12 protein-coding genes and 2 pseudogenes are annotated in these 14,627 nt (G+C 63.9%); 9 read left to right on the top strand and 5 right to left on the bottom strand.

Going from position 1 to position 14,627, the window contains the following annotated elements:
* Positions 1–86: 86 nt before the first annotated feature.
* Both pyk and KLP42_RS05325 read right to left on the bottom strand, forming a co-directional pair.
* Complete coding sequence (gene pyk / locus KLP42_RS05330; protein WP_215565144.1) at positions 87–1,526, bottom strand: pyruvate kinase; 1,440 nt, start codon at positions 1,524–1,526, stop codon at positions 87–89.
* A complete protein-coding gene (locus KLP42_RS05325; RefSeq protein ID WP_252192813.1) occupies positions 1,526–1,957 on the bottom strand; it encodes a DUF1036 domain-containing protein in 432 nt (143 codons plus the stop codon). Before KLP42_RS05325 ends, pyk begins: the two co-directional genes overlap by 1 nt.
* Positions 1,958–2,184: 227 nt before the next feature.
* Between KLP42_RS05325 and KLP42_RS05320 the strand changes: the two genes are divergently transcribed.
* From KLP42_RS05320 to KLP42_RS05310, 3 genes are all read left to right on the top strand, one after another.
* Positions 2,185–2,976, top strand: coding sequence for an N-formylglutamate amidohydrolase (locus KLP42_RS05320; protein ID WP_215565143.1), 792 nt, complete (start codon positions 2,185–2,187; stop codon positions 2,974–2,976).
* A 28-nt stretch (positions 2,977–3,004) separates the two neighbouring features.
* Positions 3,005–3,310, top strand: a complete 306-nt coding sequence (locus tag KLP42_RS05315; protein ID WP_215565142.1) for a DUF1244 domain-containing protein — start codon at positions 3,005–3,007, stop codon at positions 3,308–3,310.
* 91 nt (positions 3,311–3,401) lie between these two features.
* The gene (locus KLP42_RS05310; protein ID WP_149745303.1) at positions 3,402–3,671 is read left to right on the top strand and encodes a DUF2312 domain-containing protein; all 270 of its coding nucleotides are present in this window, start codon (positions 3,402–3,404) and stop codon (positions 3,669–3,671) included.
* 102 nt (positions 3,672–3,773) lie between these two features.
* Here the strand turns inward: KLP42_RS05310 and KLP42_RS05305 are convergent, their stop codons facing one another.
* From KLP42_RS05305 to KLP42_RS05300, 3 genes and pseudogenes are all read right to left on the bottom strand, one after another.
* Positions 3,774–5,660, bottom strand: a complete 1,887-nt coding sequence (locus KLP42_RS05305) for a peptidoglycan L,D-endopeptidase MepK (protein ID WP_502941266.1) — start codon at positions 5,658–5,660, stop codon at positions 3,774–3,776.
* 217 nt (positions 5,661–5,877) lie between these two features.
* Positions 5,878–6,054, bottom strand: a pseudogene (locus KLP42_RS27385) (helix-turn-helix domain-containing protein); the annotation flags it as partial.
* 173 nt (positions 6,055–6,227) lie between these two features.
* Positions 6,228–7,413 (bottom strand): annotated as a pseudogene (locus tag KLP42_RS05300) (sigma-54-dependent transcriptional regulator); the annotation flags it as partial.
* 208 nt (positions 7,414–7,621) lie between these two features.
* Between KLP42_RS05300 and KLP42_RS05295 the strand changes: the two are divergent.
* From KLP42_RS05295 to omp10, 6 genes are all read left to right on the top strand, one after another.
* The gene (locus tag KLP42_RS05295; RefSeq protein WP_215565433.1) at positions 7,622–9,454 is read left to right on the top strand and encodes a M3 family oligoendopeptidase; all 1,833 of its coding nucleotides are present in this window, start codon (positions 7,622–7,624) and stop codon (positions 9,452–9,454) included.
* Between the two features lie 151 nt (positions 9,455–9,605).
* Positions 9,606–10,790: an aminodeoxychorismate synthase component I gene (locus tag KLP42_RS05290; RefSeq protein WP_215565140.1), complete on the top strand. Its 1,185-nt coding sequence runs from the start codon at positions 9,606–9,608 to the stop codon at positions 10,788–10,790.
* Positions 10,739–11,401, top strand: a complete 663-nt coding sequence (locus tag KLP42_RS05285) for an aminotransferase class IV family protein (protein WP_215565139.1) — start codon at positions 10,739–10,741, stop codon at positions 11,399–11,401. Before KLP42_RS05290 ends, KLP42_RS05285 begins: the two co-directional genes overlap by 52 nt.
* Positions 11,402–11,428: 27 nt before the next feature.
* Entirely contained in the window at positions 11,429–12,337 is a 909-nt protein-coding gene (locus tag KLP42_RS05280) for a heme-dependent oxidative N-demethylase family protein (protein WP_215565138.1), read from the top strand.
* Between the two features lie 155 nt (positions 12,338–12,492).
* On the top strand, positions 12,493–13,938 hold the full coding sequence (locus tag KLP42_RS05275) for a homospermidine synthase (RefSeq protein WP_215565137.1): 1,446 nt from the start codon (positions 12,493–12,495) through the stop codon (positions 13,936–13,938).
* Positions 13,939–14,087: 149 nt separating this feature from the next.
* Positions 14,088–14,453 carry an outer membrane lipoprotein Omp10 gene (gene omp10, locus KLP42_RS05270; RefSeq protein ID WP_215565136.1) on the top strand — a complete coding sequence of 122 codons (366 nt, stop codon included), beginning with the start codon at positions 14,088–14,090 and terminating at the stop codon, positions 14,451–14,453.
* Positions 14,454–14,627 lie beyond the last annotated feature (174 nt).

Genomic DNA, 14,627 nt, shown 5'->3' with positions numbered 1-14,627 from the left:
AGGTATCGGCACCGGGCCCCTCAGCCCGGCCAACAAAAAAGGGAGCCGAAGCCCCCTCTTCCATTGCATCCTGATGCTGGCGGCAATCACACGCCCGACTGGCCGTCCGGGCCGATATAGGCGATGCGCAGCATGTTGGTGGCACCCGGCGTGCCGAGCGGAACGCCGGCCGAGATGATGATGCGGTCGCCCGGCTTGCCAAAACCTTCGGAGGCTACGATACGGCAGGCCTTGTTGACCATGTCGTCGAGATCGGTCGGCTCCTGCGCCACCACGCAATGCATGCCCCAGCAGACGGACAGGCGGCGCGCGGTCTGCACGATCGGCGAGAGCGCTATGATCGGCACCTGCGGACGCTCGCGCGAGGCACGCAGACCGGTGGTGCCGGACGAGGTGTAGGTGACGATGGCCGAGAGGTTCAGTGTCTCGGCGATCTGACGCGCGGCAAGCGAAATCGCATCGGCGCCGGTTGCTTCCGGCTGCGGGCGCTGCGCATAGATGATGTTGGAATAGTAAGGATCGCGCTCGACGGTGCTGGCGATCGAGGCCATGGTCGAGATCGCTTCGACCGGATACTGGCCCGAGGCCGATTCGGCCGAGAGCATGATCGCATCGGCGCCTTCGAACACGGCGGTGGCCACGTCCGACACTTCGGCGCGGGTCGGAACCGGGGCGGTGATCATCGATTCCAGCATCTGGGTGGCAACCACCACCGGCTTGCCGGCGCGGCGACATGCGCGCGTCAGCTGCTTCTGCAGGCCGGGAACGGATTCCAGCGGCATTTCCACGCCCAGATCGCCGCGTGCCACCATCAGCGCGTCGGACAATTCGATGATTTCCTCGATCCGGTCGATCGCCTGCGGCTTTTCGATCTTCGACATCAGGCCGACGCGACCGCGCGAGATCTTGCGCACCTCGGCCAGATCTTCCGGACGCTGCACGAAGGAAAGCGCAACCCAATCCACCTCTTCGGTGGCAAGCACGGCATCGAGGTCGGCACGGTCCTTGTCGGTGAGAACCCCGACGCCGAGCAGGGTGTCGGGCAGGCTGACGCCCTTGCGGTCGGAGATCGAGGTGCCGGCAATCACGGTGCAGACGATGCTCTTGCCGTCGCACTGTTCGGCGCGCAGCTGCAGCTTGCCGTCATCGATCAGCAGGCGATGGCCGGGCTTCACGGCTTCCAGGATTTCCGGATGCGGCAGGAAGACGCGCGTTTCATCGCCCAGCGTCTCGTTATTGTCGAGCGTGAAGGTCTGGCCGGGCTCCAGCGTCACCTTGGTGTTGGCAAACTTGCCCACACGCAGCTTCGGTCCCTGCAGGTCGGCGAGAATGCCGATCGGGCGACCGTTGCGGGCCTCGACGGAGCGGATACGGGCAATCAGCGTGCGCATCACGTCATGGCTGGCATGGCTCATGTTGATGCGGAAAAGATCGGCGCCGGCCAAATGCAGCTTCTCGATCATCGCCTCTTCGGAAGATGCCGGCCCGAGCGTTGCGAGGATCTTTACTTTGCGGTTGCGCTTCATCAGTTCTGGCCTTCTTGCGTGCCCGGCGTATCGGACAGCTGGACCATCCAGCTCCCCTGGCGACCGGTGTCATATTCCTTGAATCCCATGCGCTGGTACCCCCGCGCGAAGCAGTCGCCGACACCCACGATCTTGAACTCGTTTTCCGCGACGCACATGTTCACGTCACCTGTCCAGCGGCCGCCGCGCGCGGCGTCCTCGGCATAGAGATAATAATAGCGGGACTGCAGCTCACCCTCGATCAGCGTGGCACAGCTGGAGGCGGGAACCTGCCACCAGCCTTCCGACACCCAGCCATCGCCGGCGCGATAGCCGATCGCCACGCCGACGAGATTGGGTGTGCCATTGCAGACACGGAAATCCGCATGCGCAACATTGGCAAACAGGATGACGGGGGCACTGACCACGGCAAGGGCAAGCGACGGCAGCAATCTCAGAGAGATTTTCGACAATAGGCTTTTCGACACGGCTTCCGTTGGGACTCCATGAGATTTGATATGCACTGTCTTCGCCCGCCGCCTCTCGAAAGTCAATGAAATCTAATCGATTATAATCGCTTGGTTACCGGTTGACTTCGCTCGGTTGCGGCTTGCGCCGGCCCCCTGCGACATGCGAACAGCAAGGCCAGACACATGCAAATTCGGGCAAGCGAATGGCAATGCAGACTTTCCCTTCTCACGAAATCATAGCCGGACATCATGACAGGGGCATGGTGCTGCTCGCCGATCATGCAATGAACCGGCTGCCGCCCCAGTATGGCACACTCGGCCTCGACCCCGCTGCCTTCGCCCGCCACATTGCCTATGATATCGGTGTGGAGGGGCTTACGCGCCGGCTTGCCGAACGTCTTGGCGTGCCGGCTGTGCTTTCCTGCTTCTCGCGCCTGCTGATCGATCCCAATCGCGGCGAGGACGATCCGACGCTGATCATGCGCATTTCCGACGGCGCGATCATTCCGGGCAATCACCCGCTGTCCGCCGACGAATGGCAGAACCGGCTCGACACCTACCACCGGCCCTATCACCGCGCGGTGGAAGCAGAGATTGCGGCCGTGGCAGCGGCCAGCGGCAGGGCGCCGCTGGTGCTGTCGCTGCATTCCTACACGCCGGCCTGGAAGGGCGTGCCACGCCCGTGGCATGCCGCCGTGCTGTGGGACACGGATGACCGCGCCGTGCTGCCGCTGCTTCGCGCCCTTCGCGCGCCGGGCGACATCCTTGTCGGCGACAACGAGCCCTATGACGGGGCGCTGAAGGGCGATACCATGTATCGTCACTGCATGATGAAGGGCATTGCGCATGCACTGCTGGAGGTGCGTCAGGATCTGATCGGCGACGAGGCCGGCATCGATGCCTGGGCCGAGCGGCTGGCGCCGGTGTTTTCGACGCTGAATGCCGATCCGGCCCTGCACGAATACCGTATTTTTGCCTCACGCACCGGGCCCTATGCCTGAGAGACACCACCCCGCACGGAGGACACCGATGAGCGACCTGACCGAACAGCAGCGCCTGGAACTGGAAGCCGCCGCCTTCCGCCGTCTCGTCGCACATCTGCGCGAGCGCACCGACGTGCAGAACATCGACATGATGAACCTCGCCGGCTTCTGCCGCAACTGTCTGTCCAACTGGTATCGCGAGGCGGCCGAGGCACGCGGCCTGCCCGTCAGCAAGGATGCCTCACGCGAAATGGTCTATGGAATGGCCTACGAGGACTGGAAGCGCCTCTACCAGACCGAGGCGAGCGACAGCCAGAAGGCCGCCTTCGCCGATAGCAAACCGCACAAATGACCTTACGCCGCCGCGAAACGCCTTGACCTTGCCTTCCGTTCGCGGCAGGTGACTGCACCCACTCAAATTGTCAGAAAGACAGGAGGCCCCGATGTCTGATGCCCATGGCGTCGCCCGCGACCAACTCCGCGCCTTTGTCGAGCGCATCGAAAGACTCGAAGAGGAAAAGAAGACCATCGCCGACGACATCAAGGATGTCTATGGCGAGGCGAAATCCATGGGCTTCGACACGAAGATCCTCAAGAAGGTGATCGCGCTGCGCAAGAAGGACGAACAGGAGCGGATGGAAGAGGACCTTATCCTCGACACCTATCTGCAGGCGCTCGGCATGGTGGTGGCCCCGGACGAAGACGCCGCCTGAGCCGCGACGGCCGAACCGGAAACGCAAAAAATCCCGTCCTCGCCTGCCGGTGTGGACGGGATTTTCGTTTGAAGGCTGCCGGCAGGGAGGGACCCGGGCGCCTCAGGGCTTGGCCGGGTTTGCGCCACTGAAGCGGTTGGGATCGATGTTCGCGGTCGTCGAGACCGGCTTGAACCCTTCGCTGTAGGCTGCGGAATAATCGCTGCTGATCGCACGGGTGATCAGGCGCGGTGCCTTCATCGAGGCAACCGCATCCGTGCGCCTGGTCGCCGTCGCCCAGGCCGCCAGCATGTTGCCGGTCAGCACCTTGGTGCCGGGATTGGCGGGTGTTCCGCCAAGCTTCGTCACCGCACCGCCCTTGACCACCTTGCCGGGCGCGCCGACGCCCGAAGCCTTGGGCGGATCGAAGCCGTCGTTGAAGATCATGCGGCCGACCTCGTCATTGGCGGAGGGTTGCTCGGCCGAGGCGACCTCGACGCTGGGCTCGGCGGGCGCGGGCTGATGCGCGGCCGTACGGTAATAATTGGCGCTGCGTGCCACCTCGACCAGCATGGTGGGTGTCAGCACCGGCTGGCGCGACAGAGGCGGAACGGGCTGCGGACCGGAGGCGGCAGCGGTTGCCACGGACGGTGCCGGCGGCGCGACAGAGTCCGGACGATGCGCCGGAACCGGAACGGAGGCCAGCAGCACGCCCGCCGCCTCCCCCCCATTGACGGATGCGGTCACGATGCCGCTCGGCTCGGCATCGCCCTGCATGCGACGCGGGCCAAGCAGGGTCGGTACAGGCACCGCCACGCCTGCCAGATCGACGGGCTGGGCAGCACCGTCATCCGGACGCGCCATCGGCATTGCCGGCGCAACCGGCAGAGCCGCCTGCAGCGCTTCCTGGGCGGCGTTGCGCGACGACGGCAGCAGCGCGGTGGCAAGCCCGCCATTGGCGGCCGCATCCCTGAAGGCAGGCCGGGCCAGCGGCACCGGCGCGGTCACGTCCGGCGCAAGCGCGGCAACCGCGACGGGTGCCGTGGCAACGGGAGCGGCAGGCGCCGTTTCCTCTTCCGGTTCGGCGGCCTGCTGCACCGGCGCACGAACGGCCGGGCGCTGCGGCGCAGCCTCCGGCGCGGCGATGGATTCGGCATCCTCGTCTTCGTCGCCGCTGCCGCCGAACAGCATGGCCATCAGGGTATCCGGCCGCTTGCGCTGGCTGGACGAGGCCGCACCGCCGGCCGTGCCGGCGATCTGGATCGATTCGGAGCCGACGCGACGCTTGTAATCGGCAACCGCCTGTTCGTAGCCGGGCAACGGCTTGCCATCGGCGGGAATGTGCATGGTATTGCCGTTCGGGAAGAGCTGCACCAGCTCGTCACGCTGCATGCGCGGCCAGGCGCGCACGCTGCCGACATCGAGATGCACGAAGGGCGAGCCGGAGGTGGGATAGAAGCCGACACCGCCCACCTGCATCTGCATGGCGGTGCGGCGCAGGGTGGCAAGCTTCACGCCCGGGATGAAGAAGTCCATGGCCTTGCCCAGCATGTGCTGGCTGTTCTTCGCCACGCCCTTGGTGCGCGAACGCAGCATGCCGTTGGTCGTGGGCGAACGATAGGCGGAGACGACATGGATGTAATCGGTGGCGCCGACGCGGCGATAGACCTCCCACACCAGATCGAACAGGCGCGGGTCCATGCGGGTCGGCTCGTTGCGCCGCCAGTCGCGCAGGAAGCGGTTCAGTTCCTGCAGACCCTTGGGGTCGAAACGACCATTGCGCTTGAAGGTGATTTCGGCACGCTCGCCGGTATGGACGAAATAAAGCTTCAGTGTGCGGGTCTCGCCAGCCGCGGCGGCGGAACGCACCTGCATGGAAACGGCCGAGACACTGAGCGCCAACGAGAGGAAGGCAACCGCGACGCGCTTCAGGAATTCCTGAGCCAAGCGCCTTGCCGGCCGCCATCCGCTGTCACCCGAAGGCGTTGAAACTGCATACTGATACGGCAAGTCGTTCCCCGTCTGACAGACAACATCAGGCGTTGTCTCACATGACCGTGAATTGCGGTTACACGATGGCAAATCTGCCACACGTGCACAAGTCCTTCCTTCATAGTCAACAAATCCCTACTGAAAGGTTGACGAAGGGTGACCGACCATACTTGCCCGAAGATGAATATGCGAATTTTCGAACGGCCAGATCAATAGGAGCGAGGCGGCGTGGGGGTTACGCCGCCTCCTTCAAAGGGTCGTCAGGATCGATCCCGTAATCCTTGAGCTTGCGATAGAGCGTCGAACGGCCGATGCCGAGCTTGCGCGCCACCTGGCTCATCTGGCCGCGATAGAATTTCAGCGCGAAGCGGATGAGTTCCTCCTCCACATCGGCAAGCTTGCGAACCTCTCCCGTCTCGTCGGTGCTCACGATGATGTTCTCAGGTCCCCCGAACATCGGATGCGCGAGCGCCGAATCGGCGCGGGATTGGCGATAGGCTTCGGCAAAACCGGCATCTGCCTCGTCGGCATCCTCCGCCCTGGCCGGCTCCACGGCGGTGGCCAGAAGTTCCGGGCTCTGGAAGTCCGGAATCTGGGCCGCGATCTGCGGAAAGTCCTTCTCCGTCAGTTCCGGCCCTTCGGCCAGCACCACGGCGCGGAAAATTGCGTTTTCCAGCTGGCGGATATTGCCCGGCCAGTCATAGGCGGTCAGAAGCGCAAGCGCGCCCGGTCCGACCTGCAGCGCATGTTCCAGCTTCTGTTCGGCCGAGAAGCGCTCGGTGAACACGCGGGCGAGATGCGGAATGTCCTCCTTGCGCCGGCGCAGCGCCGGAATGGTGATCGGGAACACGTTGAGCCGGTAGTAGAGATCCTCGCGGAAGCGACCGGCGCGCACCTCCTCGATCAGATCCTTGTTGGTGGCGGAGACGAGGCGCACATCCACCTTCTGCGTCTTTCCGGCCCCGACGATCTCGATCTCGCCCTGCTGCACGGCGCGCAGCAGCTTGACCTGCACGTCGAGCGGCAGATCGCCGATCTCGTCGAGGAAGAGCGTGCCGCCATCGGCCTCGACGAACTTGCCCACATGGCGTTCGGTCGCACCGCTGAAGGCGCCCTTCTCATGGCCGAACAGCACGCTTTCAACCATGTTGGAGGGGATTGCGCCGCAATTGACGGTGATGAAGGGCTTGGCCGCCCGCTCGCCGCCGGCCTGGATGGCGCGTGCGATCATTTCCTTGCCGACGCCCGATTCGCCTTCCAGTACCACGGGAATGTTCGACTGGGCGGCGCGCTGGGCGAGATCGATGACCCGCAGCATTTCGGGGCTTGCCGAGACGATATCGCCGAAGCTGACGCTGGTGCTGCGGTCGCCGCGCACGGCACGCACCTTCGCCTCGCGATGATCGACCTTCAGCGCATTGGAGATGGAGGCGGCGATTCGCTCCGGGGAGACGGGCTTGACAACGAAATCGAAGGCGCCGGCCCGCATGGCCTGCACGACGGTATCGATGCCGCCCTGCCCGGTCTGCACGATCACCGGAATATCGATGCCCATTTCGCCGGCCGCCTGCAGGAAGCCGAGGCCATCGAGCTCCGGCATCATCAGGTCCAGCACGATCACGTTGAACTGGCTCGGGTTCCGCTTGAGGAACTCCAGCGCGATCCGGCCGTTCTCGGCCAGGTGGGCCGCATGCCCATAGCGCTCCACGGCGTTCTTCAAGAGGCGCCGCTGAACGGGATCATCGTCGACAACAAGAATATGGGCCGTCATGCTCGCTCCAGAATCATGTCTTTGTCCCACAGCGGGACCCAGTATGCAAGGTTGTCTCAGGCAGGCTTAAACATCCCGTTTTGAGAAATGCTTGCATTTTACCCGCCAGCCATGAAAACAACCAGACACCTGAATATATCAGAGATTACAAGGGAGCCAGATCGTGCCATCCGCCTTTTCCGCCAGTCGCAGCAACCTTTTCAGGCAGATTCCCTTTGTATCGAATGGAGCCAGCGCCGCAAGTCCGTCCGATGCCGATCTTGGCGATTTGCCGGTCTGGAAGCTCGAGGACCTCTACCCTTCGCGCGACAGTACCGAATTCGTTAACGATCTTTCCCGCGCCATGGAGATGGCGCTTGCCTTCGAAACCAGGTGGAAAGGCAGGCTTTCGGATGCTGCGGCCCGCACGGGCGACGAAGGGCTGGGGGCTGCGATCGCCGCATACGAGGCGCTGGACGACCTGGTCGGCCGCATCGGCTCGTTTGCCGGCCTTACCTACTATTCAGATACCGCAAGTCCCGCCAACGGCAAGTTCTTCGGTGATGTGCAGGCAAAACTGACGGATCTTTCCGCCCACCTGCTGTTCTTCCCGCTCGAGCTGAACCGCATTGATGATTCGCAGATCGACGCCTGCCTGAAGGCCGACGAGCGGGCCGCCCATTACGCGCCCTGGCTGCTCGACCTGCGCAAGGACAAGCCCTTCCAGCTGGACGACCGGCTGGAGCAGTTGTTCCTCGAAAAGTCCATGACCAGCGCCGGCGCCTTCAACCGTCTGTTCGACGAGACCATGGCGGATCTGCGCTTCGACCTCGACGGCGAGAAACTGCCGCTGGAGCGCACCCTGAACCTGCTGCAGGAGCCCGATGAGGAAACCCGGCGCAAGGCAGCGGCCGCCCTGTCGAAGACCTTCGGCGAAAACCTGCGCGTCTTCACGCTGATCACCAACACGCTGGCGAAAGACAAGGAAATCGGCGACCGCTGGCGCGGCTTCGAGGACATTGCCGATTCGCGCCACCTCGCCAACCGCGTCGAGCGCGAGGTGGTGGATGCGCTCGCGGCGGCCGTGCGCGAGGCCTATCCGCGCCTCTCCCATCGCTATTATGCGATGAAGGCCAAGTGGCTCGGCATGGAGCAGATGAATTTCTGGGACCGCAATGCCCCGCTTCCGGAAAGCCCGAACGCGCTCATTCCCTGGAACGAGGCAAAGGAAACGGTGCTGGCCGCCTATGGCCGGTTCGCGCCGGAAATGGCCGCGATTGCCGGCCGCTTCTTCGACGAGGGCTGGATCGACGCGCCCGCCCGCGCCGGCAAGGCGCCCGGTGCCTTCGCCCATCCGACCGTGCCTTCCGCCCATCCTTACGTGCTCGTCAACTATCTCGGCAAGCCGCGCGATGTCATGACGCTCGCCCATGAACTGGGGCATGGCGTGCATCAGGTGCTGGCCGGCGAGCAGGGCGCGCTGATGTGCCAGACACCGCTGACGCTGGCCGAAACCGCCTCCGTGTTCGGCGAGATGCTGACCTTCCGCGCACTTCTGGAGCGCACCACCGACCGGCGCGAGCGCAAGGCCATGCTTGCCCAGAAGGTGGAGGACATGATCAACACCGTCGTGCGCCAGATCGCCTTCTATGATTTCGAGCGCAAGGTGCACACGGCGCGCCGCGAGGGCGAACTGACCGCCGAGCAGATCGGTGAACTCTGGCTTTCGGTGCAGAGCGAGAGCCTTGGCCCGGCCATCCGCATCTCGGAGGGCTATGAAACCTGGTGGACATACATCCCCCACTTCATTCATTCGCCCTTCTACGTCTATGCCTATGCCTTCGGCGACTGCCTGGTGAACTCGCTCTACGCAGTCTACCAGAACGCCGAAAGCGGCTTCCAGCAGAAGTATTTCGACCTGCTGAAGGCCGGCGGCACCAAGCACCACTCGGAACTGCTTGCCCCCTTCGGCCTCGACGCCACCGATCCCGCCTTCTGGAGCAAGGGGCTTTCGATGATCGAGGGGCTGATCGACGAGCTTGCGGCGCTCGACCAGGTGTAACGCTCCACGAGAACCCGCCAGCGAGCCGGCGCCAACAACGACGAGGCCGGCCCCCTCCATTGGCGGCCGGCGCTTCTCTTGCTTGTTGACCTTGCCGCCATCTCTCGCCAAGGGAAGACCGCAAGCAACAGGAAACCGCACGATCGCCCGCATGACAGACGACCTCCGCTACGCCCTGTTTCGCGATGACCGGGACGAGAAGAGCCTGCTGTTCACCAGGCCGGTGGAGGTCGTCACCGCGCACCGGGCGGACGAGATCCTGCCGGCGCTCGAACGGCTGGAGGCGGCGCGACGCCGGGGCCTCTGGCTTGCCGGCTATATCTCCTATGAGGCCGGCCATATCTTCGAGGAGAAGCTGCGGCATCTGATCGTGCCCGATCGCGAGACGCCGCTGATCTGCATGGGCCTGTTCGAAGGCCCCGAAGCGCCCGGCCATCCGCTGGCCGTGCCGCCCGAGGGGGTGAGCGGCGAGGACGAAGCCGCCCCCTTCCTCACAGAGCCGCGGGCCGCCTGGGATTTTCCGGCCTACCGGGCGCGCTTCGACCGCCTGCACCGCCATCTCAGACAGGGCGACTGCTATCAGGCGAACCTCACCATGCCGATCGCCGCCCGCTTTCGCGGCGATCCGCGCCACGCCTTCTGGTCGCTGGTCGAGCGGCAGCCGGTGCGTTACGGCGCGCTGATCGATCTTGAGGCGGCACGCGGCGGCCCGGTGATCCTGTCCCGTTCGCCGGAGCTGTTCTTCAAGGTGGACGACAGGCGGATGATCGAGACCCATCCGATGAAGGGCACCGCCGCGCGCGGCGCCACGGCTTCAGAAGACGAGGCAATCATTGCCGCCATGCTGGCCGACGAGAAGACCCAGGCCGAAAACCGCATGATCGTCGATCTTTTGCGCAACGACATCTCGCGCATCACGGAGGTCGGCACGCTCTCGGTGCCCAGGCTGTTTGCCATCGAGACCTATCCGACCGTGCACCAGATGGTCAGCCATGTGCAGGCCAGGCTGCTGCCCGAAACAGGCCTGCCGGAGATCCTTGAGGCGCTGTTTCCCTGCGGCTCGGTCACGGGCGCGCCCAAAATGTGGGCCATGCAGATCCTCGGCAGACTGGAAACGGGTCCGCGGGATGTCTATTGCGGCGCCATCGGCTGGTGCGATCCGGCCGGGCCGATGCGTTTTTCGGTGGCCATCCGCACGCTGACCCTTTTCAAGACGGGCAATGCCGTCTTCAATGTCGGCGGCGGCATCGTGTTCGATTCGAAGGCCGAGACGGAATATGAAGAATGTCTGCTAAAAGCGCGCTTCGCAGTAAACCGGCAGCGGATTTCTCGCTGATCGAAACGTTGCGCTGGGAACCGGATCAGGGCTTTCTCAGGCTCGACCAGCATGTGCGGCGCCTGACCCGCTCGGCCGATGCACTGGGTTTTCGTGCGCCGCAACAGGTACTGGAACAGCTGAAGGAGCATGTGAGCGGCAGCGAGCCGCTGCGCGTGCGGCTCACCATGACCTATCGCGGCAAGATCGAGGTGGCCGCAACACCCTTCGTGCCGGAACCCGAGGGCAGGGTGTGGCGCCTGCGGATCGCCAGCCACCGGATGGTGTCCGATGATGCGCTCTACCGTCATAAGACGACGCGGCGCGAGCCTTACGAGGCGGCGCGCGCCGAATTTTCGCCGGAGGAAGCCGACGAGGTTCTGCTGCTCAACGAGCGCGGCGAGGTCTGCGAAGGCACCATCACCAACGTGTTCGTGGAAGCGGCCGACGGGCAGCTGGTCACCCCGCCACTCAGCAGTGGTCTTTTGCCCGGCGTGCTGCGCGCCGAACTGATCCGCGAGCGCAAGGCCCGCTCGGAAGTGCTCCTGCCGAAGGACCTGGAGGGTGCAAGGCTCTTCGTCGGCAATTCGCTGCGCGGGCTGATTGCTGCCGAGCTTGTCGGCGCCGGCTGACGACACGGCTGCCGCCGGAGGAACGCCATGCCCACCTATACCCCCTATGACGGCTCCGCGACGCCCTTCACCATCGGGCTTGCGCAGCTCGATCTGGCCGACTGGATCGAGCCGGATGGCGATCTTGCCGCCTATCTCGCAGAAAAGCGCCGGCTGCTCGAAAGCCACCGGGAGATGATCTTCAAAGCGGAAGCCGGCACGGAGGAGGCGCAGGCCGAGGTGCTCGCGCTGCTGGCCGCCTACCTGCCGGAGCGCCACCCCGATCTTTACCGCAGGATCGGCAACCGCATCGAGATCGAGGCCGCACCGGCGGTGAACCTTGCCGACGAAGCCCGCCCCGCGCTCGAGATGGCAGGACTTCTGGTGCAGGACGATCTTGTCCTGATGCGCCGGGGAGATGCCGGCTGGCGCATCGCCGCCGCCTTCGTCGCCTTCCCCTCCTCCTGGTCGCTTGAAGAGAAATTCGGCCGGGTGATGGACGAAGTGCATGCGGAGGTGCCGGATTTTCAGGGCGGCAGCCGCAATGCGGAACTGATCAACCGCATGTTCGACCGCCTGCCGGTCGATCGCGCGGTCAAGCGCCTCAACTGGTCGCTGAACTGGACCGACCGGCTGTTTCTGCCAAAGGCGAAGAGCCAGCGCGTGATGCCGGACCTGCCGCCGGAACAGGCGGTGCTGCGCGTCGAGCGCCAGACGCTGCGCAAGCTGCCCGAAAGCGGCGACATCCTCTTCACCATCCGCATCTATCTCGATCCGATCACGGCCCTTGCCCGCGAGCCGGACGGCGCTGGCCTGATGCGCGCGCTCGCCCGCCAGCTTGGCGAACTGACCGAGGAACAGGCAGCCTACAAGGGGCTTTCCCGCAAACGCGAGGCGCTGATTACGCGACTGAGCGGGGCGGCCGACAGGCTTCAACTTTCACAGGTTCTGCCATAGCCCTGTTGTGTTCGCCCTCTTTATTGTGGGCGCGATTTGTGGTCTAGGGTCGAAACCCGATGAGGATGGGTCTCGACCCCGCCGAAAGCGCACGCAACCATTGCCGCAACACGGCCCTCACTGCTTGATCATCCGAGGGGCCGAAGGAGCTCAACATGACTGAAACCACCCATCCGGTTTATGCCGAAATCACCGGTCCGATCGTCATGATCGGCTTCGGCTCCATCGGTCGCGGCACGCTGCCGCTGATCGAGAGGCACTTCAAGTTCGACAAGAGCCGCATGGTGGTCATCGATCCGCGTGACGACGACAAGGCGATCCTGGAAAAGCATGGCGTCAAGTTCATCCAGGCGCATGTCACCAAGGACAATTACAAGGAACTGCTGAAGCCGCTTCTGACCGAAGGCGAAGGCCAGGGTTTCTGCGTCAATCTTTCGGTCGATACCGGCTCGCTCGACCTCATCAAGTTCTGCCGCAAGCTGGACGTGCTCTATATCGACACCGTCGTCGAGCCCTGGCTCGGCTTCTACTTCGACAAGAGCATGAAGAATGCCGACCGCACCAACTACGCGCTGCGCGAGACCGTGCGCCAGGAAAAGAAGAAGAACCCCGGCGGCACCACTGCCGTTTCCTGCTGCGGCGCCAATCCGGGCATGGTTTCCTGGTTCGTCAAGCAGGCCCTGCTGAACATCGCCAGGGATGTCGGCATCGACGTAGAAGAGCCGGCCTTCGATGATCGCGAAGGCTGGGCCAAGCTGATGAAGAAGGTCGGCGTCAAGGGCATCCACATCGCCGAGCGCGATACCCAGCGCACCAAGAACCCGAAGCCGCTCAACGTGTTCTGGAACACGTGGTCGGTCGAAGGCTTCATCTCGGAAGGCCTGCAGCCCTCCGAACTCGGCTGGGGCACGCACGAGAAGTGGATGCCGAAGAACGCCAAGAAGCACAAGAAGGGCTGCAAGGCGGCGATCTATCTGGAGCAGCCGGGCGCCAATACCCGCGTGCGCACCTGGTGCCCGACGCCCGGCCCGCAATACGGCTTCCTCGTCACCCACAACGAATCGATTTCCATCGCCGACTTCTTCACCGTCGAGAAGGATGGCGAAGCCGTCTACCGCCCGACCTGCCATTATGCCTATCACCCGGCCAATGACGCGGTTCTGTCGCTGCACGAAATGTTCGGCAATGGCGGCAATGCGCAGCCGGTTCTGCATGTTCTCGACGAGAACGAACTGGTCGACGGCGTCGACGAACTCGGCGTGCTGCTCTACGGCCACGAAAAGAACGCCTACTGGTATGGTTCGCGCCTGTCGCTGGAAGAGACCCGCCAGATCGCTCCCTACCAGAACGCAACCGGCCTGCAGGTAACCTCCGCCGTCCTCGCCGGCATGGTCTGGGCGCTGGAAAACCCGAAGGCCGGCATCGTCGAAGCCGACGAGATGGATTACAAGCGCTGCCTTGAAGTGCAGTCGCCCTATCTTGGCCCGGTTGAAGGCCACTATACCGACTGGACGCCGCTCGACGGTCGCCCGGGTCTCTTCCCGGAAGATCTGGACGAGAAGGACCCGTGGCAGTTCAAGAACATTCTGGTGCGCAACTGATGCATGCGCCCGCCGGCCGAGCCTTCGGGAAGCGGTCGTGAGTGCCCGCAGGGCGGCCCCTGTCAAAGCGGCCGCCTTGCATTAGATTAGCGTTCGCGCCATCGTCGGTTCCTGATGATGCTTGCGTCCGAATCGCGGGAGACGAAAGAATGAAGACAAAAGGGAGCCTCGCGCTCGTTGCCGCCGCCATGATGCTGTCGGCCTGTGTATCCTCGCCGGAGCCGCGCCCGCTGCCACCCGCGCAGCCGCAGGGCGTCGAAGGCAGCTGGGTCGATCCGAACGGCATCGTGTCCACCTTCCAGGGCGGTACGTTCAACACCCGCTCGACCGACAACAACGCGCTGCTTGCCACCGGCACCTACATCAACACCTCGCCGACGCTGGTGGAAATCAACATGACCTCGATCGTCCGGCAGACCCAGTCGCGCGTCAACTGCGCGCTCGTCACGCCGAACCAGCTGAACTGCACCTCCGATACCGGTTCGCAGTTCTCGCTGATGCGCCATCAGGGCTGAGACAACCTTCAGAGGTTATCCACAAGCCGACCTGCAGCAAAACCCCGCTCCGGCGGGGTTTCCTGTATCAGTTGCAGCACATGGAAGATGCACCTTTGTCATATTTCTCTTGAAGTCGCCTGACGCCGATGAAAACATGGCTTATGACATGCGTGTCACAAAGCACAATTATAA

The sequence above is a fragment of the Rhizobium sp. CSW-27 genome (assembly GCF_018760785.1).
Lineage (GTDB): Bacteria > Pseudomonadota > Alphaproteobacteria > Rhizobiales > Rhizobiaceae > Neorhizobium.
This window is presented reverse-complemented; position numbering and strand designations above follow the sequence as displayed.